This window comes from Curtobacterium sp. MCLR17_040 (genome assembly GCF_003234735.1).
GTDB lineage: Bacteria > Actinomycetota > Actinomycetes > Actinomycetales > Microbacteriaceae > Curtobacterium > Curtobacterium flaccumfaciens.
The window spans coordinates 241,382-262,286 of sequence record NZ_QKTE01000001.1 but is presented as its reverse complement, the minus strand read 5'-3'; the positions used below and the strand labels follow the sequence as shown (position 1 = coordinate 262,286).

Below are 20,905 nucleotides of genomic sequence, written 5' to 3'. Positions count from 1 at the left end.
TACGCACAGCCTCGGTGCGGCTGTCAATTCGGATTGGTCGCGTTTTCGTAACGGCGTGCGTGATCCGGAGGGAACGTCCCCCGGGTTGGGGCCAGGGGGCTCCAGAACGGGCGTTTCGTTGCGCGAATCCGCATGCGCGGCCGGGAGGCTCGTGGCGGGCCGGCCACGGGCCTCCCGTCCGGTTCGTGGTCGCGTCCGGAGCCGCGCTCGCCTCGTCGGAGCGGGCTTGGCTGGTGCTTCCGGGCGTCCCTGGTCGGAAGTTCGTGGCAGGTACGCCCGTTCGTGGCAGCTACTCCGGGGTGGCCGGGTGGTTCCGGGCGTACCGAGACCTTTCGGGCGTACCCAGTCGTTCCGGGCGTACCTGGTCGTTCCGGGCGTCCCTGGTGTCTTCGGGCGTACCTGGTCGGAAGTTCGTGGCAGGTACGCCCGTTCCTGGCAGGTACTCCGGGTGGCCGGGTGGTTTCGGGTGTACCGAGACGTTTCGGGTGTACCCAGTCATTCCGGGCGTACCTGGTGTCTTCGGGCGTACCTGGTGTCTTCGGGCGTACCTGGTCGGAAGTTCGTGGCAGGTATGCCCGTTTGTGGCAGGTACTCCGCGGCGGCCGGGTGGTTCAGGGCGTACCGGGTCGTTTCGGGCGTACCGGGTGTCTCCGGGCGTCCCTGGGCAGAAGTTCGTGGCAGGTACTCCGGGGCGCCGAGGCCCGAGGTGCGTCAGCGCGTACGGGGCGCGCTGGTGGAGGCGCGCACGACCAGCTGCGGGACGATGTCGATGGGGCGGAGCAGTTCGCCCTCACTCGGCAGCAGCAGGTCCACGCAGCGCCGCCCGAGCTCGGCGAAGTCGACCTGCACCGTGGTGAGCGGTGGCCAGAAGTGCTTCGCCTCGGGGATGTCGTCGTAGCCGACCACGGACAGGTCACCCGGGACGTCGAGCCCGTACGAGCGCGCTGCGTGCATGACGCCGAGCGCCATCTGGTCGTTCGAGCAGAAGATCGCGGTGCAGTCCCGCCACCGCAGCAGCTCGCGGCCGGCGTGGTAGCCGAAGTCGGCGGTCCAGTCGCCCAGGATCGGCGGCGCGACGGCCATGTCGCGGTCGGACATCTCGCGCAGGAACCCCTGCATCCGGGCGTCGGCCTCGATCCAGTCCTGTGGTCCGGCGATGTGCCGTACGTACTCGTGGCCCAGGTCGAGCAGGTGCGCCGTCGCGAGTCGCGCGCCCTCCATCTGGTCCACCCACAGGGCCGTCGGGTCCTCGCCGACGCTGGCGCGCATGGTGACGTAGGGGGTGCGGATGCCGAGCTCCGCGATCAGGTCGAAGACCCGCTGCTGGGGCGCGATGACGACGATGCCCTCGACGTCGAGGTCGAGCAGGTGCCCGAGTCCCTCACGCACGGCGGCGTCGGTCGCCTCGGCGATGTTCGCCGTCGTGACCGAGTAGCCGCGGAGCATCGCGGCGTCCTCGATCGCCTGCAGCGCCACGGCGGGACCGTAGTGGGCGCGGCGGGCCGTCAGGACGCCGATCGTGTGGGTCCGGCTCGTGACCAGGGCGCGTGCGGCCCGGTTCGGCCGGTACTGCAGCTGCTCCATGGCCGCCAGGACCTTGTCGCGTGTCTCGGCCCGGATCGCGTCCGAGTTGTTCAGCACCCGCGAGACGGTCTGGTGCGAGACGCCCGCGATCCGTGCGACGTCACGGATGCTGGGCGAACGCGGTTGCTGTGTCCGCGATGACGCCATTGCTGCTCGTTTCCGCCCGGGTGTCGTGGCACATCGATGTGCACGTTCACATCCGGGCCAGATCATTATGCACGTCCGGCGGATCGACGCCACCTGTGCGCCGATCCGCCGTCCGCTCAGAGCCAGTTGCGCTTGCGGAAGATCGCCCAGAGCACGCCCATCAGCAGGAGCATGCCGAGGATCGCGACCGGGTAGCCGTAGTGCCAGTGCAGTTCGGGCATGTGGTCGAAGTTCATCCCGTAGACACCGGCGATCAGGCCGGGTGCGAACAGGATCGCCGCCCACGACGAGATCTTCTTGACCTCCTCGCCCTGGCGGTGTGCTGCCCGGGCGAGTTGCCGGCTCTCCTCACCCTGGGCCAGGCTCGCGCTGGTCATCCGGCGCATCGCCTCGTTCTGCTCCTGCGACACCAGGGTGGCGTGCAGGGTCAGGGCGTTCTCGAGCAGGGCGCGGAACGAGTCGACCCGCTCGGTGACACGGAGCGCGTGGTCGTGCACGTTGCGGAGCCGGTGCTGCACGTCGTCGTCCACGCCGTACTTGTCGGCACCGCGGAGCAGCCCCGTGACCATCGCCGGCACCGGGGTGGTGGCCCGCTGGAACGCGAGGACCTCGCTGAGCAGCTGGTAGATGCGCTTGGAGACCCCCGGGTCGACCTGCCCGGCGAACAGCTGGTCCTCGATGGCGTCGATCTGCTCCTGCAGCACCTGGACGACGGGGCCGTAGCCGTCCACGACCTCGTCGAGCACGGCCGCGGTCACGGCCTCGGACCCCTTCGCCAGGAACTCTGGGTCCGCCTCGACCTGTGCCCGCAGCACCGCCAGGTCGGGGCGGGCGGCGTGCCGGACACTCACGACGAAGTGGTCGCCGACGAACAGGTGCACCTCGCCGAACTCGACGGTGCCCTCGGACGGGTCGAACCAGGCCGGCCGGAGCACCAGGAACAGGGTGTCGCCGTAGCGCTCGAGCTTGGCGCGCTGGTGTCCCTTGCGGGCGTCCTCGACGGCGTTCTCGTGCAGGTCGAACTCGGTGGCGACGGCCTCGAGCTCGTGCGGGTCGGGCCGGAGCAGCCCGATCCACGTCAGGTCGCCACCAGCCGGGCGCGACAGGGTCGACGGAGACTCCACGCGGCGTCCCCGGACGTAGATCGCGTTGTCGATCAGTGCCATGTGCGTGCTCCTTCGGTGGGGAGCAGGCGGGCGCGATGGCGCCCCGGAGGCGATCCGGGGCGGGGCAGGGTCAGCGAGCGGGCGCGACGACCGACACGGGCGGCCGGCCCGATCGAGGATGGTCACCCGACATCGCGCCTCACCTGCCCTTCTCGTCTCGTCGTGGCGGCGCCCAGAGCGCTGCCGACGGTCGAGCGTACGCCTGCGGCGCGGGTCGGACAACCCGTCGCGGCAGGCGCAGGAGCGTCAGCGCGTGACGTGCAGCCCGGCGGTCTCGAGCTCGGCGAGCTGCCACCCGAGCCACGGGCTCCAGGCGAACGGCGCGCCGGCGACGGCCTGCCTGAGAGAGTCCTCGGACACCCATGCCCACTCGGCGACCTCGTCGTCCGCGGGAGCCGGAGTGTCGTCGGTCACGGCACGGAAGACGGGGCAGACCTCGTTCTCCACGATGCCCGAGGCGTCGACCGCGCGGTACCGGAACTCCGGCAGCACGACCTCGACGTCACGCACGGTGATGCCGAGCTCGCGAGAGGCACGACGGCCGATGGCGTCCTCGAAGGACTCGTCCGGACCGGGGTGTCCGCAGAAGGTGTTCGTCCACACCCCCGGCCAGGTCTTCTTCGACAGTGCTCGTCGGGTCACCAGGACGTCACCGTCGGCGTTCCGGACGTGGCACGAGAACGCCAGGTGCAGGGGCGTGTGGGCTGTGTGCACCGTGAACTTGTCCGCCGTGCCGATCGGGGTACGGTCGTCGGCCAGGAGCACCACGGATTCAGGGAAAGCGTTCATCTGTGTCGATAGGTTAGGCCAATGAGCGAGGAAGCGACCACCGTGCCGCACATCGACCTCGCGCTCGTCGACGACTGCCTCGAGCGCTTCTTCGCCGTGTCGTCGGCACGCGCCGAGCGCTACGGCCGACCGTCCGAAGAACTGTGGCGCGTGCTCCGCAAGGCGAGCATGGGCGGCAAGCGCTTCCGGCCCCGCATGGTCATGACCGCGTACGCCGGCATGGGCGGCACCGACGTGCACGCAGCCGCCAACGTCGCGGCGGCCTACGAACTCCTGCACACCGCACTCGTGGTGCACGACGACGTCATCGACCGCGACTGGTCGCGCCGCGGGCAGCCGAACGTCGCCGGGTCCTTCCGCGACAACGGGACGACGGGCGGCCTGCCGCTGCCGACGGCCGAGCACCGGGGGATGAGTGCCGCCGTGATCGCCGGTGACCTGGCCCTCGCCGGTGCGCCCCGCTTCATCGAGGCCGCTGGCGTCGACGGCACCCGCCGCGAGCGGCTGCTCGAACTGCTCGACGAGGCCGTGTTCGCCAGCGCCGCCGGCGAGATGACCGACGTCGACCTGGCACTCGGCGTGATGCCGACGGTGGACGAGGTCCTGGCCATGGAGCGGGCGAAGACGAGCGTGTACTCGTTCGAGGCCCCGCTGCAGTCCGGTGCCGTCCTGGCCGGCGCCGACGAGGAGATCGTCACCGCCCTCGGGGCCTTCGGTCGCGAGATCGGCATCGCCTACCAGATCGTCGACGACCTGCTCGGGGTCTTCGGCGACGAGACCATGACCGGCAAGACCGTGCTCGGCGACCTGCGCGAGGGCAAGCGCACCATGCTGATCGCGTACGCGGCGACCACGGACTGCTGGCCGGACCTCGAGCCGTACCTCGGCGACCCGGACCTGACCGAGGCCCGTGCGGACGAGGTCCGTGCGACCCTGGTCTCCTGCGGTGCACGCGGCGCCGCGGAAGCACGTGTCGCCGACCACACCGCACTCGCCCGGGCCGAGCTCGCCCGGCTGCCGTACGACCTCGCCGACCGCCTGGAGGCCCTCGTGACCGAACTCGTGGAGCGCGCCCGGTGACCCACAGCACCACCACGGCGACCGGGTCCCGTCCGGCTCGCCTCCAGCTCTACGACGCCACGGCCGAGGCCGCGTCGGGTGTCGTCATCGACCGGTACTCCACGTCGTTCGGCCTGGCGAGCCGCATGCTCGCCCGCGACACGCGCGAGCACATCCGGAACGTCTACGCGCTGGTCCGCGTCGCGGACGAGGTCGTCGACGGCCCCGCGACCGAGGCCGGGCTCGACCGCGAGCTCGCCCGCACGGTGCTCGACGAGCTCGAGGCCGACACCGAACGGGCCATCGCACTCGGCTTCTCGGTGAACCCGGTCGTCCACGCCTTCGCCCGCACGGCCCGCGCCACCGGCTTCGGCGCCGAGCTCACCGCCCCGTTCTTCGCCTCGATGCGCATGGACCTCGACCGCACCGAGCACGACGACGCCTCGTTCGACGCGTACGTGTACGGCTCGGCCGAGGTCGTCGGCCTGATGTGCCTGCGCGCGTTCGTGTACCGCGCCGGTCGGCCGACGTTCGACCAGGCCGAACTCGTCGCCGGTGCACGTGCGCTCGGCGCCGCGTTCCAGAAGGTGAACTTCCTGCGTGACCTGCACGCCGACTTCGAGGTGCTCGGTCGGTCGTACTTCCCGGGCGTCGACATCCGGTCGTTCGACGAAGCCACGAAGCACCGCCTGGTCGCCGACGTGCAGGCCGACCTCGACCACGCAGCACGCACGATCCGGCTGCTGCCGGCCGACGCCCGCAACGCCGTCGGACTCGCGCACGCGCTGTTCCAGGAACTCAACGACCGACTCGCGCGCACCCCGGCGAGCCGTCTCGTCACGACGCGCGTGCGCGTCCCCAACCCGGTGAAGGTGCGCCTCGCGGCGCAGGTCCTCGCCGGACGCGCACCGCTCCGGTCGCGCGTCACCACCCACCGGCCGGGAGGCTCCTCATGACCCCGCCCCGCGCCTCCCGACCGACGACGGTCGCCACCACCCCCCGGCGCAAGGTGCCCGCACGCCGCGCGGTCGTCATCGGCGGCGGCATCAGCGGCCTGGCGGCCGCCGCGCTGCTCGCCCGCGACGGCTTCTCGGTGACGGTGCTCGAGCAGCGCACGCAGCTCGGCGGCCGTGCCGGTTCGTGGGAGCAGGACGGGTTCCGGTTCGACACCGGGCCGTCGTGGTACCTCATGCCCGAGGTCTTCGACCACTTCTTCCAGCTGCTGGGAACGTCGGCCGAGGCCGAACTCGACCTGGTGAAGCTCGACCCCGGTTACCGCGTCTACAGCGAGGGCCACGACGAGCCGATCGACCTGCGCGCCGACGCCGAGGCGAACATCGCGCTGTTCGAGTCCATCGAGCCCGGTGCCGGCGAGCGGATGCGGAAGTACCTCGCGTCGGCCGAGGACACCTACACGATGGCCGTGCGCCGGTTCCTCTACACGAGCTTCCAGGACCTCACGAAGCTCGCCGCACCCGACGTCCTGCGTCGTCTGCCCAAGCTCGCGCGCCTGCTGCTCGAGCCGCTCTCCACCTTCGCCGAGACCGCGGTGCGCGATCGTCGCCTGTGGCAGATCCTCGGCTACCCGGCGGTGTTCCTCGGCACGAGCCCGTACGCGGCGCCGAGCATGTACCACCTGATGAGCCACCTGGACCTGGCCGACGGCGTCCTCTACCCGAAGGGCGGCATCACCGAGGTGATCTCCGCCGTCGAGCGGGTCGCCCGGGCCGAGGGCGCGAAGATCATCGCCGGTGCGAAGGTCGAGCGGATCGTCGTCGAGGACGGCGTCGCCACCGGGGTCGTCCACCGCGACCGCGACGGCGTGCAGCACACGGCCCCCGCCGACCTCGTGGTCAGCGCTGCCGACATGCAGCACACCGAGATGCAGCTGCTCGAGCGTGAGCACCGCACCCACGGCGCCGACCACTGGAAGAAGCGCGACCCGGGCCCGAGCGCGGTGCTCGTGTACCTCGGCATCGACGGTCCGACGCCGGGCCTGCTGCACCACACCCTGATGTTCACCGCGGACTGGAAGGCGAACTTCGGCGCCATCTTCGGGGACGACCGGCACGTGCCGGACCCCGCCTCGATCTACGTCTGCGCCCCGTCCGAGACCGACCCGAGCGTCTCCCCGCCCGGCACCAGCAACCTGTTCATCCTGGTGCCGCTGCCCGCCGACCTGTCGATCGGCAAGGGCGGCATCGACGGAGCCGGCGACTACCAGGTCGAGCAGATCGCCGACCGTGCCATCGACGTGCTGGCCGAGCGCGCCGGGGTGCCGGACCTGCGCGACCGCATCCGGGTCCGACGGACGATCGGCCCGCGCGACTTCGCCGACGACCTGAACGCCTGGAACGGCTCGATGCTCGGCCCGGCGCACACCCTGAAGCAGAGCGCGTTCTTCCGCGAGAAGAACGCGTCGAAGAAGGTCGAGGGGCTGTACTACGTCGGTGCCTCGACGATCCCGGGCATCGGTCTGCCGATGTGCCTGATCAGCGCCGAGGTCCTGCTCAAGCGCATCCACGGCGACCGGAGCACCGAGCCGCTGCCGACGCCCCTCGGGGCCCCGCGGGACCGGACCGAGACCGCCTGATGCCCGGGGTCTACCTCGCCGGCCTGGTGGTGTCCCTGGTCGGCATGACCGTGCTGGACGCCCGCTTCCGGCTGTTCTTCTGGCGGGCACCCTGGCGGGCGGCGGCCGTGATGGTCGTCGGCGTCGCGTTCTTCATGGTGTGGGACGTCGCCGGTGTCGCTGCCGGAATCTTCTTCATCGGGCCGCAGAACCTGCTCACCGGGGTGCTCCTGGCGCCCGAGGTCCCGCTCGAGGAACTCTTCTTCCTGCTGCTGCTCTGCTACTCGACGATGGACCTGGTCGGCTTCGTCCGGCCCCTGGTGCAGCGGGCGACCGATCGGCGACGCGCGTGAACGGCACCGGGGCGTACGCGCTCCTGGCCCTGCCGTTCTTCGGCGTCACGGCCGTCGTGGCAGTGGTCGCAGGCGTCGTCGCCGCCCGCCGGGCCCGTGCGGCGGGTCGACGGCCCGCCGTCGGGCGCCGGGTCGCGGTGCTCACGTCCGTGATCGCCGGCGTCGCGTTGCTGGTGATGACGATGGTGTTCGACAACGTCATCGTCACGCTGCGGATCGTCGCGTACGACCCCTCGCTCATCAGCGGTGCGAAGATCGGTGCGATCCCGGTCGAGGACCTCGCCTACGCGATGTCCGCCATCGTGCTGCTGCCCAGCCTGTGGGTCCTGTTCGACCGGACGGGCGCACGCGACCGGACGAACGCCAGCGACCGGACGAACGCCAGCGACCGGACCAGCGCGCGCCCCGCGCTCGGCCCGACCACAGCACCAGCAGAGGACAAGAAGTGAACGCCAGCACCGCCTCCAGGCCGTCGACCCTGCGCGCCCTGTTCGTGTCGTCGCGCCCGATCAGCTGGGTGAACACCGCCTACCCGTTCGGCGCCGCGTACCTGCTCGGCAGCGGGGTCGGCGTCGAGGGCGGCGGCGGGTTCTCGCTCGTCGCGTTCCTGGTCGGTGTCGTGTACTTCCTGGTGCCCTACAACCTGGCGATGTACGGCATCAACGACGTCTTCGACTACGAGTCCGACCTGCGCAACCCGCGCAAGGGCGGCGTCGAGGGCGCCCTGCTCGACAAGAGCGTCCACCGCACCACGCTGTGGGCCGTCGTCGTCACGAACGTCCCCTTCCTCGTCGCGCTCGTGGTGCTCGGTGCGGTCAGCGGCAACGGGCCGTGGTCGTGGCTCGTCCTGGCGATCAGCGTGTTCGCGGTCATCGCGTACTCGGCACCGGGGCTGCGGTTCAAGGAGAAGCCGTTCCTCGACTCGCTCACGTCGAGCACGCACTTCGTCTCGCCCGCGATCTACGGCCTCGCCCTGGCGGGCCCGCACTGGACCGGTGAGCTCGTCGCCGTGTGCATCGCGTTCTTCCTGTGGGGCGTGGCCTCGCACGCGTTCGGTGCCGTGCAGGACGTCCTGGCCGACCGCGCCGGCGGCATCGGCTCCGTCGCGACCGTCATCGGTGCACGGGCCACCGTCCGCCTGGCCTTCGTCGCCTACCTGGTCGCCGGCGTCGCGCTGCTGTTCTCGGCGTTCCCCGGGCCGATCGCCGCGATCGTCGTCATCCCGTACGCGCTCAACGTGCTGCCGTGGTGGAACATCACGGACCAGGGCGCCGAGGCCGCGAACGCCGGGTGGAAGCGCTTCCTCTGGATCAACTACCTGGCGGGCTTCATCGTCACGATGGCACTCATCGCGTACGCCTTCACGCACTGACAGACTGGACGCACGCACCGCGGCGTCCGTGGTGCGTCACCAGTCACGACGGCAGTCACGAAGGAGTGCGCGCATGAGCGTCCGGATCATCCACGTCGGTCTCGGAGGGTGGGGCGGCAACTGGGCCCGCACTGCCATCCCAGAGGTGTCGGAAGTCCAGGTGGTCGGGATCGTCGACCCGTCGGCGCCGACGCTCGAGGCCGTGCGGACCGACCTCGGGCTCCCGGCCTCCGCGGCGTTCGGGTCCCTGACCGAGGCGCTCGCCGCGGTGGAGGCCGACGCCGTCGTCATCACCGCCCCGGCCGTGACGCACGTGCCGCTCGCGCTCGAGGCCCTCGACGCCGGCAAGCACGTCCTGGTCGAGAAGCCGTTCGCCAACACCACCGACGAGGCCGTCACCGCGGTCCGTCGCGCCGAGGAGCTCGGCCTGGTGCTGCAGGTCAGCCAGAACTACCGCTGGTACCCGGCACCGCGGGTCGTGCAGGAGATGCTCGAGGCGGACGTCGTCGGCGAGGTCTCCGCGATCAACGTCGACTTCCGGCAGTGGGACAACGACCAGCCCGCCGAGACGTACCCGCACTACCGGTTCCCGCACGCGATGATCAACGACATGGCGATCCACCACTTCGACCTGCTCCGGATGATCACCGGGCAAGAGGCCGTCCGGGTCTTCGCCAAGGCCAGCTACCCCGCGTACAGCAAGTACCAGGACGAAGCGGTCGCCTCGATGATCATCGAGCTCGACGGCGGCACGGTCGTCAACTACCGCGGCAGCTGGCTGAGCCGCGGCCCGCGCACCGCCTGGGCCGGGGAGTGGAGCATCGAGGGCGAGGACGGCGAGCTCTGGTTCACGAGCCGCGATGGTGAACCGAACGCGGTCGACGGCGACCGGGTCACCGTCCGCCGCACGCAGGACGACGTCGCCGAGCCGGTCGAGCTGCCCGTGCTCGCGCACACCGACCGCCAGGGCGGGCTGCAGGCGTTCGCCCGATCGGTGCAGGGCGGCCCCGCCCCCGAGACGAGCGGTCGTGACAACCTGCGGAGCCTCGCGCTGATGGAGGCCGCCGGCCGCTCCGCGGCGTCCGGTCTGCCCGAGGACGTCGTCGTCCCGTCCTGACCGCGACCACCCTCGGCCTGGAGGCGCGGGGCGGGCCCGCACCGTGCCTCCAGGTCGGCTCTGGTCGCGCCCACCGCGTCGGTGACGTTTCGCGCTCACCGACAGTCCACGCGTCGCGCCGCGCGTGAGGTGTCGCTGAGCCCGTGGACTCGCGAGCAGCTCGCGCGTCAGGCGGCGCCGGCCACCCGCCGCGCCTGCGCGACGGCCCGCCGCACGCCGAGCGACCAGCCCGGACCGTGGCCGGGCAGCACGTGCTTCGCCTCGGTGTCCGCGAGCCGGTCGAGCGACGCGACAGCCGTGTCCACGTCGGAGGTCGCCGCGGGTGCGACGATCCGCGGTCCGATCCCGCCCGTGTACGGGTCGAAGGTGACGAGCGCGTCGCCGACGATCACGGCGTCGCGGTCGGCGAAGTGCAGCGCCACGTGGCCGTCGGTGTGCCCCGGGGTCTCGATGATCCACGGGTTGCCCGGCACGTCGGCGCGGCTCTCCAGCAGCTCGGTGTCCGCGATGCCGTCGACCGTGACCGCACCGGCGAGCAGCATCCGGCCCAGGGGGCGCAGACCACCCGGGTGGAGCGCCACGAACCCGAAGCGGTTCGTCTGCGGCCGGTACGAGTACGGGTGCGCGGCGAGGTGCCGGTCGCCCGGGTGGACGAACACGGGCGTACCCCAGTCGCGTTGCATCCGTGCTGCGGTGCCGACGTGGTCGAAGTGCCCGTGCGTGAGCAGGAGCCCCTCGACCTGGTCGGGCGTGTAGCCCAGGTCGTGCACGGCGAGCTGCAGGTGCGGCCACGCGGCGGGCAACCCCGCGTCGACGACGAGCAACCGATCGCCGGTCTCGACGAGGTACGTGTTGGTGTGTGCGATCTCGAGGCGGTGGATCCCCTCGGCGGCGTCCCGTAAGAGCATGTGCGGCACGGTAGACGCGGCCTGCTGGGCACGATCCCGGGTGGGACGTGTACGAAATGGGGAATGGCCAAGGACAGTCTGCCCGAGCTCGAACTCGCCAACGTGCGCACCCGCGAGGGCATCACGGACACCGTGACGGAGCTGAAGCGACGCGCGGACCTGCCCGCCCGGACGCGGCTCGCGGTCGCCAAGACGAAGCAGCGGTGGCACCGCGACCCCACGCCGCTGGTGGCGATGGGCATCACCGGGCTGACCGGTGTCGCGGCGATCGTCCTCGGCATCGCGCTCCGGAACAAGCCCGCTGGGCACCTGGCTCAGCCGCCGGCGAACTCGGCCTTCACCGCGCTGCTGCCGTTCGGCGCGCGTGGCGACGCCCCCTCGGCGAAGGAGCAGGCGCAGGCAGGTCGCAAGGGCCGGAAGGCGCGGGCCAAGGCGGCCGAGGAAGCCCTCGAGCGTGACCCGGCACACCGCGGCCGTGTGAAGCAGCAGGTCGGCATCGCAGCGGTGCAGCGACGGGCGAACAAGAACCGCAAGCAGGCGGTCAAGCGGTCGAAGCAGGCCGTGAAGGCGAGAGGCTAGTCCCATGGCGCACGAAGAGCAGAAGCCGGACCCGGACGACTCCCGGAAGCCCGACAACCCCACCGACCTCAAGAAGCCGACGCTCGTCTACACGCTGAAGAAGACGCTGCGCGAGTTCACGAGCGACCAGTGCACCGACCTGGCGGCGAGCCTGACGTACTACTCCGTGCTCGCGCTGTTCCCCGGGCTGCTGGCGGTCGTGTCGATCCTGGGCCTGGTGTCGGACCCGGCGAAGACCATCGAGACCCTGCTCCAGGTGATCCGCAACGTCGGCGGCGGTGACGTCGCGAGCCTGCTGAAGGAGCCGGTGAACGGCCTGGTCCGCTCGCCCGCTGCGCCGGTGACGTTCATCGTCGGTCTGCTCGGCGCCCTCTGGTCGGCCTCCGGGTACGTCGGCGCCTTCGGCCGTGCCATGAACCGGATCTACAACGTCCGCGAGGGCCGCCCGATCTGGAAGCTCCGCCCGACCATGCTCGGCGTGACCGTCACCACCGTCGTCCTGCTCGTGGTCGGTCTGCTGGTCCTGGTGAGCGCGCCGCTCGCCCGCAGCTTCGGCGACGTCATCGGTCTCGGCGACGTGGCCGTCACCGTCCTGTCGATCGTGCAGTGGCCGATCCTGCTCGTCATCGCGATCATCGTCGTCGCGGTGCTCTACTACTGGTCGCCGAACGTCAAGCAGCCGAAGTTCACCTGGGTCAGCGGCGGCTCGATCCTGGCGCTCCTCATCTGGATCATCGCGAGCGTCGGCTTCGGGTTCTACGTCGGGAACTTCTCGAACTACAACGCCACGTACGGCTCCCTCGGTGGGGTCATCGTGTTCCTGCTGTGGATCTGGATCACGAACAACGCCCTGCTCTTCGGTGCCGAGTTCGACGCCGAGATCGAGCGGGGTCGCGAACTGCAGGCCGGCATCCGCGCGGAGGAGGACATCCAGCTCCCCGAGCGTGACACCCGCCAGATCGAGAAGCAGGACGAGAAGCGGGCGCAGGACGTGCTCGAGGGCATCCGCATCCGCCAGGGCGTCGACAACGACTGACCGCGGTTCGTCCGACCACCGCTGACGGGCGCTCTCCGGGTCGGGGCGCTACGGTGCGAGCGTGCCGTCCTTCCTCGAGGGGCTCCCGTTCCGGTGGCTCGTCCTCGCGCTCTTCGTGATCGTGTTCTGCCGTGCGCAGGCCACGTACTGGGTCGCGCGGCTCGCGGTGACGGGTGCGTCCCGATCGCGGTGGGGCGGCTGGCTGCGGTCACCGGCGGTCCGCCGCGGGTCGGCGCTGCTGGATCGCTGGGGGTTGCCGATCGTGACGGTGAGCTTCGTCGTGGTCGGCCTGCAGACGGTGATGAACGCCGCAGCGGGGCTGGCACGGGTCGCCTGGTGGCGGTACACGATCGCGATGGTGCCGGGGTGTGTGGCATGGGCGTTCCTGTACGCGACGGTCGGGCTCGCCGTGTTCTGGGCGGTCGTCGCGGCGCTCGCCGGCTCGCCGTGGGGCATCGCGGCGCTCGTGGGCCTGGTGGTCGTCGCCGGTGTCGCGCTGACGGTCCTGCGCCGTCGTCGCGACCGCACAGGAGGCCCGGCCCGGCTTCCGTAGGCTTGCCTCCGTGACGACAGACCAGCTCCAGAACCGTCCGGTCGCCCTGGTGACCGGAGCCACCCGCGGCATCGGCCGCGCGATCGCCGCCGACCTCGGCCGCACCCACCACGTGCTCGTCGGCGGCCGGTCCGCCGACGCCGTGGACGCCCTCGTCCAGGAGCTGCCGAGCGCGGCGCCGTTCGTCGGTGACCTGGGCGCGGGCGAGGTCCCCGCGCTGCCGGATCGGCTCGACGTCCTCGTGCACTCGGCCGGTGTCGAGCAGGGCACCACCGTCGCCGACACCCCGCGCGCGGTGTGGGAGCAGGTCTTCGCGACGAACGTGTTCGCGGTCGCCGAGCTCACCCGGCTGGCGCTGCCGGCACTGCGGGCGGCCCGGGGCATCGTCGTACCGATCAACAGCGGCTCCGGGTTCCACTCGGGCCCCGCCGGTGGCGTGTACGCGGCGTCGAAGTTCGCGCTGCGGGCCTTCGCCGACGCCCTGCGCGAAGAGGAGCGGGCGAACGGCGTGCGGGTGTCGAGCGTGCACCCGGGCCGGACCGACTCGGACATGCAGCGGCAGCTCGTGGCGAAGCTCGGAGAGTCCTACGACACCGACTACTACCTGGCGCCGGAGGACGTGGCCGCCGCGGTCCGCACCGTCGTCGACCTGCCTGAGCGCGGCACCGTCGAGTCCCTCGCGATCCGGCCGACCCGACGGCGCTGATGTTCGGACGGCGCTGACGCGCTGACGGCGACGACTACCGACTACCGCAGCTCGATCCGTTCGTCGAGCTCGAGCCGTTCCAGGAACGTCTCGTCGTGGCTCACCACGACGAGTGCTCCCCGGTAGGCCCGCAGCGCGTTGACGAGCTGGTCGACGCTCGTCAGGTCGAGGTCGTTCGTCGGCTCGTCGAGCACGAGCAGCTGCGGCGGCGGGTCGGCGAGCACCAGGGCCGCCAGCGCCACCCGGAACCGCTCGCCGCCGGACAGGTCCCCGGCCGGGCGGTCGACGGTGTCCCCGCGCACCAGGAACTTCGCCAGCCGGTTGCGGACCTCGGCGACGGGCACGTGCGGGGCGTCCCGGCGCACGTTGTCGAGCACCGTGGCGGTGTCGTCCAGGCTGTCCTTCCGCTGCGGCAGGTACGCGATCCGGTCGACGTGGGCGACGGCCGCGGTCTCGGGCAGCGGGTGCTCCCGGGCCGCGGGGTCGCCGACGAGCTGCTCGAGCAGGGTGGACTTGCCGACGCCGTTGTCCCCGGTGACGGCGATCCGTTCCGGCCCCTGCACGATGACGTCCCGTCCGCGGACGGTCACGGTGGCGATCCGACGCGAGGCCGGCACGTCCGGGTCGGGCAGGGTGACGTGGATCGACTCGTCGTCGCGCAGGCGGAGCTCAGCCTCGCGCTTGGTGGCGAGTGCGGCGGCTTCGTCGTCCGCGTACCCGACGCGCAGTCGACCGGCGGTCTCCTGCGCCTTCTTCCGCTGCTCGTTCGCCAGGATCTTCGGCATCGAGCGGCCCGCTTTCTCGCCGGCCTTCGCCCGTCGGGCGATCTTCGTCTCCGCCTCGATGCGCTGTCGCTTCTCGGTGCGGTGCCGCTGATCGGCGACGCGGACCTCGCGCTCGACGGCCGCCTGTTGCACGGCGAGGTGCTCCTCGAACGCGCTGAACGTCCCACCGAACACCGTCATCGCCCCGGCGCGGAGCTCCACGGTCTCGTCGACGTGCTCGAGGAGTTCCCGGTCGTGGCTGACGAGCACCAGGGTGCCGCGCCAGTCGTCGACCAGGTCGAGGAGCAGCCCGCGGGCCCGGCGGTCCAGGTTGTTCGTCGGCTCGTCCAGGAACACGATCGGCCGGGCGCGCAACCGCACCCCGGCGACGGCCACGAGCACCGACTGCCCGCCGGACAGCGTCGACACCGGCCGGTCGAGGTCGGTGCCGTCGAGCCCGACCCGGTCGAGCACCGCGGCGGCCCGTTCCTCCAGGTCCCAGTCGTCGCCGACTGCCTCGAGCTGTGCTGGCGTGGCGTCGCCGGCCAGGACGGCCCGGAGCGCGGTGAGGGTGGGCCGGATGCCGAGCAGGTCGGCGACGGTGTCGTCCTCGCCTGCGTGGGCCCACGCCGCCGGTTCCTGATCGACGCGCCAGCGGTGATCAGGCCGTGCCGGTGGGGAGAGGCGTTGCGGCAGGTGGTCGACGGGACCCGACGTCGTGATGCTGCCCGACGTGGGGTGGAGCCGGCCGGTCGCGAGCCGGACCAGCGTGGACTTGCCGGCCCCATTCCTCCCGACCAGGCCGGTCCGGCCACGTCCGAAGGCGGCGGTGAGGTGGTCGAGCGCGACGGTGCCGTCGGGCCAGGCGAAGGTGACGTCGTGCAGGACGACGGACGGACTGGTGGGCATGGGGGTGTCTCCCGGTGTCGATGCTGGGCGCACGACACCGAGGCCACCGCGGTGCGGTGGAGCGCCCGACGGGGCGCGCGATCACGGTGTCAGCGCGTGGGCTGAGCGGTACCGGTGATCGACAGCAATCCGTCTGCTTCCGTCGGGGGACCCCCGTGTCCGCCATCCGTTCCGCCGGTCGGTCTCCCGCCCCGGCGGCCCCGCGATGACGACGAGGTGACCTCCACGGTAATCCCGCGACACGGGCAGCCGCAAGGGATGACAGGCTGGGGGCATGCCGGAGAACCTGTTGCCGACCCCGTCGTCGAACCCCGAGACCCTGCTGCCCGCCGAGCCGGAGGTGACCGCCGCGATCGAGGCGGAGGCCCCCGTCGCCAGCGTGGTGGTGTCCTACCCGTCGTCGAGCCTGGCGTGGGCGTTGCTCGCCGACGAGGCGTGGGCGCGCGGCGCGACCCTCGAGTCCTACGCGTACGCCCGTGTCGGGTACCACCGTGGGCTCGATGCCCTGCGCAAGGCCGGCTGGCGCGGTGTCGGCCCGGTGCCGTGGTCACACGAGCCCAACCGTGGCGTGCTGCGGGCGCTGTTCGCCCTGCGGCGTGCGGCCGAGGCGATCGAGGAGCCGGGCGAGGCCGAGCGCCTGACCGACTTCCTGAACGCGAGCGACCCCGAAGCCCTGCGCGCCCTGTCCGCCGGCGCGTAGGCGTCGCGCTCCGCACAACCAGAGTCACCTCGAACCGCGGGAACCCGTGGTTCGAGGTGACTCTGGTTGGGCACGGGCACGGGCACGAGGCGCCAGGCGGGACGGCTGCGCCGGTCAGCGGTCGTCGCTTGCGGCGTCCGACCGCCGAGCGGCTCGACTCGCGACGACGCCGCTCACGATCAGGAAACCGAGCGCGAGTGCCATCCCGATGGGCAGCGCGACCTCGACGATGCGCGTCGATGCCACGGCGCTCAGCACTCCCGACCCGAACAACGCCGCAGCCCCTGTGTGCAGCCACGCTCGCGCAGCGCGGTGGCCGACCGTCCACGCTGTCTTCGATCGCATCACGGAAGCAATGCGGATCCCGGCACCGCCGTTCGGGCCGAGGACGCCGCGCGCCGTCAGCTCGGCGACGGCGGAGACGACCAAGCCGCTCGCCATGAGCATCACCGCCGACAAGAGCATCCACCCATTGAAACGTAAGATTCTGGCTGCGTCAAGCGTCATCTCTGCACGCAAAACACCGGTGTTCGCACTGCACGCCGCGGGATGCGGGTGTGCAACGTGCGAACACCGGTGTTTTGCGCGTGACCGCCTAGCCCAGCAGCACGCTCCAACTGAACGCCTGCGGCCAGAGCTGGTGCTCCGGCAGCACGTCGAGCCCGCACGCCCGACTGCCGAGCCCGTGCTGCGCGGCGTCGAGGTACAGGTACAGGTGGTCGGACGTCGGCAGCTCGTACGGGTGCTCGGCGCGGTCGATCTGCTGTGCGGTCCACGGCGACAGGGTGAACCCCGCACGGTGCGACCCGACCGTCGACACCGTGAACGGCCCGACGGACAGCTCCCGCAGGTCGGGCCGGTGCCCGGTCTCCTGCGGCCGCGAGTACTCCACCCCGAGCGAGCGCACCGGCGCGGTGAACCGGCCGACACGGGCAGCGTGCGAGGAATCGGCGTACGACTCCAGCGGTCCGGTCCCGAACCAGGACGCGTCCCCATCCGCCAGCGATGCCGGCAGGTCGAACCGCACCCCGATCCGCGGCCACGTGACGTCCCAAGCGCCGAACGGCACGGCGTCGGTCTGCAGCACGAGCCCGCCGGACGTCAGGGTCCAGCGGTGCGTGACCTCGAGGCCCCACCCGCTGTTCGCCGCCGCCACGCGGACGCGCTGCTCCAGACCGGAGTCGGTGCGCGACACCGACACCAGCCGGTGCGTCAGCCGGTCCAGCCCTCGGTCGCGCCAGCGCGTCGCAGACGGGGGAGCGGTCGGGTCACCGGCCCCGTGCGTGAGCACCGGGTCCGCGGTCTCGTAGCCGCCCTGTGACGCCAGACTGTCGTTGTCCGTCGGTGCACGCCAGAGCTCCAGGCGGGGCCCGGCGACCTCGTGGCCCTTCCACGACACCAGGTCGCCACGGGCGTTGAACGTGCCGTCACCCAGGTGGTCGCCGTCCCACCCCTGCCGGGAGGCCCGTGGTGCGTCCGCCGCGCGCGCCGCGACGAGCCGCTGGGTGCGTGCGACGACGTGGCCGGTGTCCGCCCACGCGGTCGGCCCCGCCAGTTCCACGGTCAGGTCGAACCAGAGCTCGTCGCCGGGTGCGAGTTCGGACGTGGCTGCGTCGAGCACCTCGGAGGGCACCGGGACCGTCGCCGACTCACGTGCTGCGACGATGCCCGTGGACAGGCGCCCCGAGGCCTCGACGACGCCGTTCCGCGACAGGGTCCAGCACAGCCGGAGCCCGGCGGTCGAGGCCGAGTGGTACCGGTTCTCGACCAGCACCGTGGTGTCCGAGACCGCGAGCCGGATCGGGGCCACGACGGCGGCGAACTCGGCGAGCCCCGGTGTCGGGGTGTCGTCGGGCAGCACCAGGCCGTCCATCACGAAGTTGCCGTCGTGCACGACCTCGCCGAAGTCCCCGCCGTACGCGTAGTAGTCCTCGCCCGTGGGCGTCTTCGCGAGCAGGCCGTGGTCCCGCCACTCCCACACGAACCCGCCGTGCAGCCGCGGGTACCGGTCGACCAGGGCCTCGTACTCGGCGATCTGCCCGGGGCCGTTGCCCATCGCGTGCACGTACTCGCAGTGGATGAAGGGCTTCGACCGCTGCCGTGCGGCCTCGGCCGGGCCGCAGCCGAGCAGGGGCGTCGGGGTGCCGCCGCCGATCGACTCGGTCTCCTGCAGCGTCGGGTACATCCGCGAGTAGACGTCGGTGTACTCGCCCGTGTAGTCGCCCTCGTAGTGCACGGGGCGCTCGGCGTCGCGGTCGTGCACCCACTGCGACATCGCCGCGAGGTTCCGGCCGGTGCCCGACTCGTTGCCGAGCGACCACATCACGATCGACGCGTGGTTCTTGTCGCGCTCGACGGTGCGGGCGATGCGGTCGAGGTAGGCCTCGGCCCACGCCGGGTCGTCGGAGGGGTTGCCGACCCAGTCGGTGAACAGGAACCCGTGGGTCTCCAGGTCGCACTCCAGGATCACCCAGAACCCGAGCTCGTCGGCCAGGTCGAGCACGCGGGGGTGCGGCGGGTAGTGCGAGGTGCGGATGGCGTTGACGTTGTTCCGCTTCATCAGCGCCATGTCGGCGCGGGCGTGCTCCTCGTCGAACACCCGGCCGCGCACGGGGTGGGTCTCGTGCCGGTTCACGCCGTGGAACACCACGCGCTCGCCGTTCACCAGGAACCGGTCGCCGACGATGGACACGGTGCGGAACCCGAGCCGGAGCGACACCGTCTCACCACCGGCGCCACCGCCCGAGCCGCCCCCCGCGGAACCGGTCGACAGCGTCGCGTCGTACAGCTTCGGCAGCTCGGCACTCCACGGCTCGACACCCTCGACCTCGATCGGCGCGACGTCGTCCGCCGTGGCCCAGGTCACGTCGACGCCCAGGTCGGGCACCGTGAACCGCACCGGGAACACCGCGTCGAGCGTCGGGAACGTGATCGTGCCGGTCCCCGTCTCCGGCCGTCCCGACGCCGCGGTGCCCGCCGAGGCGGCCGTGCCGAGCGTCGCCCGCCAACCGGCTTGGACGAACACGTCGTCGATCGGTGCCGTGGGCCGGGCGAGCACGGTGACGTCACGGAAGATGCCCGGTAGCCACCACTGGTCCTGGTCCTCCAGGTAGGACGCCGCCGACCACTGGTGCACCCGGACCGCGAGCTCGTTCGCCCCCGGGTGCACCAGTTCGGTGACGTCGAACTCGGTCGCCAGGCGCGAGCCCGTCGACCACCCCACGAGCGTCCCGTTCAGCCACACCCGGAAGTGTGACTCGACCCCGTCGAACCGCAGCAGCACCCGGCCGGCGCCGTCGAACGACGACGGCAGCTCGAAGGTGCGGCGGTGGTCACCGGTCGGGTTCTCCTCCGGCGGGTGCGGCGGGTCGATCGGGAACGGGTACTGCAGGTTCGTGTAGCTCGGTGCGCCGCGCCCGTGCAGCACCCAGTGCGACGGCACCGGGAGCTCGCCCCAGGCCGGGTCGTCGTCCTCCCCACCCTCGGTCGCGAAGTCCTCGGAGACCGAGGCGACGGGCGACCACCGGAACCGCCAGTCCCCGTTCAGCGACAGGGACGGGGCGTCGGTGTGCAGCCAGGCACGGGGTGCCAGCCGCGAGTCGGAGCCGGGTGCGGTGGACGAGAGTGCGGAGTGGGTCAACCCTTGACCGATCCTTCCGTGAGGCCTCCACGCCAGAAGCGCTGGAGGACGATGATGGCGATGACGAGCGGGATGACCGAGACGAGCACCCCGCCGGTGGTGAGCTGGTAGAACTCCGGCAGGCGGTCGACCTGCGAGCGCCAGTTGTTCAGACCCAGTGTTATCGGGTACAGCTTCTGGTCTGCCAGCATGATGAGCGGCAGGAAGAAGTTGTTCCAGATCCCGACCACCTGGAACAGGAACACGGTGACGAGCGCCGGGGTCATCTGCCGGAGCACCACGGTGTGGAAGATCCGCAGCTCACCGGCCCCGTCGATGCGTGCCTGTTCGAGCAGGGTGGTGTCCACCGACGCGGCGGCGTACACCCGGCACAGGAACAGCCCGAACGGTGACACCAGGCTCGGGATGAGCACGCTCCAGTACGTGTCGGTCAGGCCCATCGACGAGAACAGCAGGAACAGCGGCAGTGCGGTCGCGGTCCCCGGCACGAGCACGCCGCCGAGGATCGTGCCGAACACGAACTGTCGTCCCCGGAAGTCGTACTTCGCCAGCGCGTACCCGCCGGCAGCGGCGAAGTAGGTCGCCAGGACGGCACCGACGCCGGAGTACAGGATGCTGTTCGCGATCCACCGGACGAAGATGCCGCCGTCGTAGGTGAACACCTGCTGCAGGTTGCTCCAGAGCGCGAACTCGCCGCCGAACCAGAACCCGTTGGTCGAGAACAGCGCGCCCGTGGTCTTCGTCGCGGCGATGACGACCCAGTACAGCGGGACGATGAAGTACAGCGCGACGACGACGAGGATCCCCGTCACGACGATCTGCGAGCGCGGCGACCGGTCGAGCTTCCGTCGCTGGTGCGCCGAGATCGACGTGGTGTCGACCGGGACGGCGGTCTTCGCCGTGGCCGGCGCTTCGATGGCTTCGCTGGTCATCGGTCAGTCCCTTCGGTGG

20 protein-coding genes are annotated in these 20,905 nt (G+C 71.4%); 12 read left to right on the top strand and 8 right to left on the bottom strand.

Going from position 1 to position 20,905, the window contains the following annotated elements; all coding sequences use genetic code 11:
* Positions 1 to 711: 711 nt before the first annotated feature.
* The 3 genes from DEJ01_RS01210 to idi all read right to left on the bottom strand — a co-directional run bounded on the left by DEJ01_RS01210 (position 712) and on the right by idi (position 3,686).
* The gene (locus DEJ01_RS01210; RefSeq protein ID WP_017886425.1) at positions 712 to 1,731 is read right to left on the bottom strand and encodes a LacI family DNA-binding transcriptional regulator; all 1,020 of its coding nucleotides are present in this window, start codon (positions 1,729 to 1,731) and stop codon (positions 712 to 714) included.
* A 116-nt stretch (positions 1,732 to 1,847) separates the two neighbouring features.
* Entirely contained in the window at positions 1,848 to 2,897 is a 1,050-nt protein-coding gene (locus DEJ01_RS01205) for a magnesium and cobalt transport protein CorA (RefSeq protein WP_111091998.1), read from the bottom strand.
* Between the two features lie 246 nt (positions 2,898 to 3,143).
* Positions 3,144 to 3,686, bottom strand: a complete 543-nt coding sequence (gene idi / locus DEJ01_RS01200) for an isopentenyl-diphosphate Delta-isomerase (protein ID WP_111091997.1) — start codon at positions 3,684 to 3,686, stop codon at positions 3,144 to 3,146.
* A 21-nt stretch (positions 3,687 to 3,707) separates the two neighbouring features.
* On the opposite strand from idi, the gene DEJ01_RS01195 reads away from it, so the two are divergent.
* The 7 genes from DEJ01_RS01195 (at position 3,708) to DEJ01_RS01165 (ending at position 10,159) form a co-directional block, all read left to right on the top strand.
* Positions 3,708 to 4,766, top strand: coding sequence for a polyprenyl synthetase family protein (locus tag DEJ01_RS01195; RefSeq protein WP_071404931.1), 1,059 nt, complete (start codon positions 3,708 to 3,710; stop codon positions 4,764 to 4,766).
* Positions 4,763 to 5,701 carry a squalene/phytoene synthase family protein gene (locus DEJ01_RS01190; RefSeq protein WP_111039393.1) on the top strand — a complete coding sequence of 313 codons (939 nt, stop codon included), beginning with the start codon at positions 4,763 to 4,765 and terminating at the stop codon, positions 5,699 to 5,701. The genes DEJ01_RS01195 and DEJ01_RS01190 overlap by 4 nt, the downstream gene beginning before the upstream one ends.
* A complete protein-coding gene (gene crtI, locus DEJ01_RS01185; protein ID WP_111091996.1) occupies positions 5,698 to 7,338 on the top strand; it encodes a phytoene desaturase family protein in 1,641 nt (546 codons plus the stop codon). The genes DEJ01_RS01190 and crtI overlap by 4 nt, the downstream gene beginning before the upstream one ends.
* On the top strand, positions 7,338 to 7,670 hold the full coding sequence (locus DEJ01_RS01180) for a lycopene cyclase domain-containing protein (RefSeq protein WP_027464925.1): 333 nt from the start codon (positions 7,338 to 7,340) through the stop codon (positions 7,668 to 7,670). Before crtI ends, DEJ01_RS01180 begins: the two co-directional genes overlap by 1 nt.
* Positions 7,667 to 8,119 (top strand): lycopene cyclase domain-containing protein, encoded by a 453-nt coding sequence (locus tag DEJ01_RS01175; RefSeq protein ID WP_181438325.1) that lies wholly within the window; start codon positions 7,667 to 7,669, stop codon positions 8,117 to 8,119. The genes DEJ01_RS01180 and DEJ01_RS01175 overlap by 4 nt, the downstream gene beginning before the upstream one ends.
* Entirely contained in the window at positions 8,116 to 9,042 is a 927-nt protein-coding gene (locus tag DEJ01_RS01170; RefSeq protein ID WP_071404934.1) for a prenyltransferase, read from the top strand. Before DEJ01_RS01175 ends, DEJ01_RS01170 begins: the two co-directional genes overlap by 4 nt.
* Before the next feature lie 73 nt (positions 9,043 to 9,115).
* Complete coding sequence (locus DEJ01_RS01165) at positions 9,116 to 10,159, top strand: Gfo/Idh/MocA family protein (protein WP_027464923.1); 1,044 nt, start codon at positions 9,116 to 9,118, stop codon at positions 10,157 to 10,159.
* Between the two features lie 167 nt (positions 10,160 to 10,326).
* On the opposite strand, the gene DEJ01_RS01160 is transcribed toward DEJ01_RS01165, so the two are convergent.
* Positions 10,327 to 11,067 (bottom strand): MBL fold metallo-hydrolase, encoded by a 741-nt coding sequence (locus tag DEJ01_RS01160; protein WP_111091994.1) that lies wholly within the window; start codon positions 11,065 to 11,067, stop codon positions 10,327 to 10,329.
* Positions 11,068 to 11,130: 63 nt separating this feature from the next.
* Here DEJ01_RS01160 and DEJ01_RS01155 point away from each other — a divergent pair, with 63 nt between their 5' ends.
* The 4 genes from DEJ01_RS01155 (at position 11,131) to DEJ01_RS01140 (ending at position 13,941) form a co-directional block, all read left to right on the top strand.
* Positions 11,131 to 11,646: a hypothetical protein gene (locus DEJ01_RS01155; protein ID WP_111046213.1), complete on the top strand. Its 516-nt coding sequence runs from the start codon at positions 11,131 to 11,133 to the stop codon at positions 11,644 to 11,646.
* A gap of 4 nt (positions 11,647 to 11,650) precedes the next feature.
* On the top strand, positions 11,651 to 12,682 hold the full coding sequence (locus tag DEJ01_RS01150) for a YihY/virulence factor BrkB family protein (protein ID WP_111091993.1): 1,032 nt from the start codon (positions 11,651 to 11,653) through the stop codon (positions 12,680 to 12,682).
* Positions 12,683 to 12,743: 61 nt separating this feature from the next.
* A complete protein-coding gene (locus DEJ01_RS01145) occupies positions 12,744 to 13,235 on the top strand; it encodes a DedA family protein (protein WP_111091992.1) in 492 nt (163 codons plus the stop codon).
* Between the two features lie 10 nt (positions 13,236 to 13,245).
* Positions 13,246 to 13,941 (top strand): SDR family oxidoreductase, encoded by a 696-nt coding sequence (locus DEJ01_RS01140; protein WP_111091991.1) that lies wholly within the window; start codon positions 13,246 to 13,248, stop codon positions 13,939 to 13,941.
* A 41-nt stretch (positions 13,942 to 13,982) separates the two neighbouring features.
* On the opposite strand, the gene DEJ01_RS01135 is transcribed toward DEJ01_RS01140, so the two are convergent.
* A complete protein-coding gene (locus DEJ01_RS01135; protein ID WP_111091990.1) occupies positions 13,983 to 15,614 on the bottom strand; it encodes an ABC-F family ATP-binding cassette domain-containing protein in 1,632 nt (543 codons plus the stop codon).
* Between the two features lie 274 nt (positions 15,615 to 15,888).
* Here DEJ01_RS01135 and DEJ01_RS01130 point away from each other — a divergent pair, with 274 nt between their 5' ends.
* On the top strand, positions 15,889 to 16,314 hold the full coding sequence (locus DEJ01_RS01130; protein ID WP_111039402.1) for a DUF3151 domain-containing protein: 426 nt from the start codon (positions 15,889 to 15,891) through the stop codon (positions 16,312 to 16,314).
* A gap of 114 nt (positions 16,315 to 16,428) precedes the next feature.
* Here the strand turns inward: DEJ01_RS01130 and DEJ01_RS01125 are convergent, their stop codons facing one another.
* The 3 genes from DEJ01_RS01125 to DEJ01_RS01115 all read right to left on the bottom strand — a co-directional run bounded on the left by DEJ01_RS01125 (position 16,429) and on the right by DEJ01_RS01115 (position 20,886).
* Positions 16,429 to 16,779, bottom strand: a complete 351-nt coding sequence (locus DEJ01_RS01125; protein ID WP_181438324.1) for an SdpI family protein — start codon at positions 16,777 to 16,779, stop codon at positions 16,429 to 16,431.
* Positions 16,780 to 16,909: 130 nt separating this feature from the next.
* Positions 16,910 to 19,954 (bottom strand): glycoside hydrolase family 2 TIM barrel-domain containing protein, encoded by a 3,045-nt coding sequence (locus DEJ01_RS01120; RefSeq protein WP_111091988.1) that lies wholly within the window; start codon positions 19,952 to 19,954, stop codon positions 16,910 to 16,912.
* Positions 19,951 to 20,886: a carbohydrate ABC transporter permease gene (locus DEJ01_RS01115; protein WP_027464914.1), complete on the bottom strand. Its 936-nt coding sequence runs from the start codon at positions 20,884 to 20,886 to the stop codon at positions 19,951 to 19,953. Before DEJ01_RS01115 ends, DEJ01_RS01120 begins: the two co-directional genes overlap by 4 nt.
* Between the last annotated feature and the right edge of the window lie 19 nt (positions 20,887 to 20,905).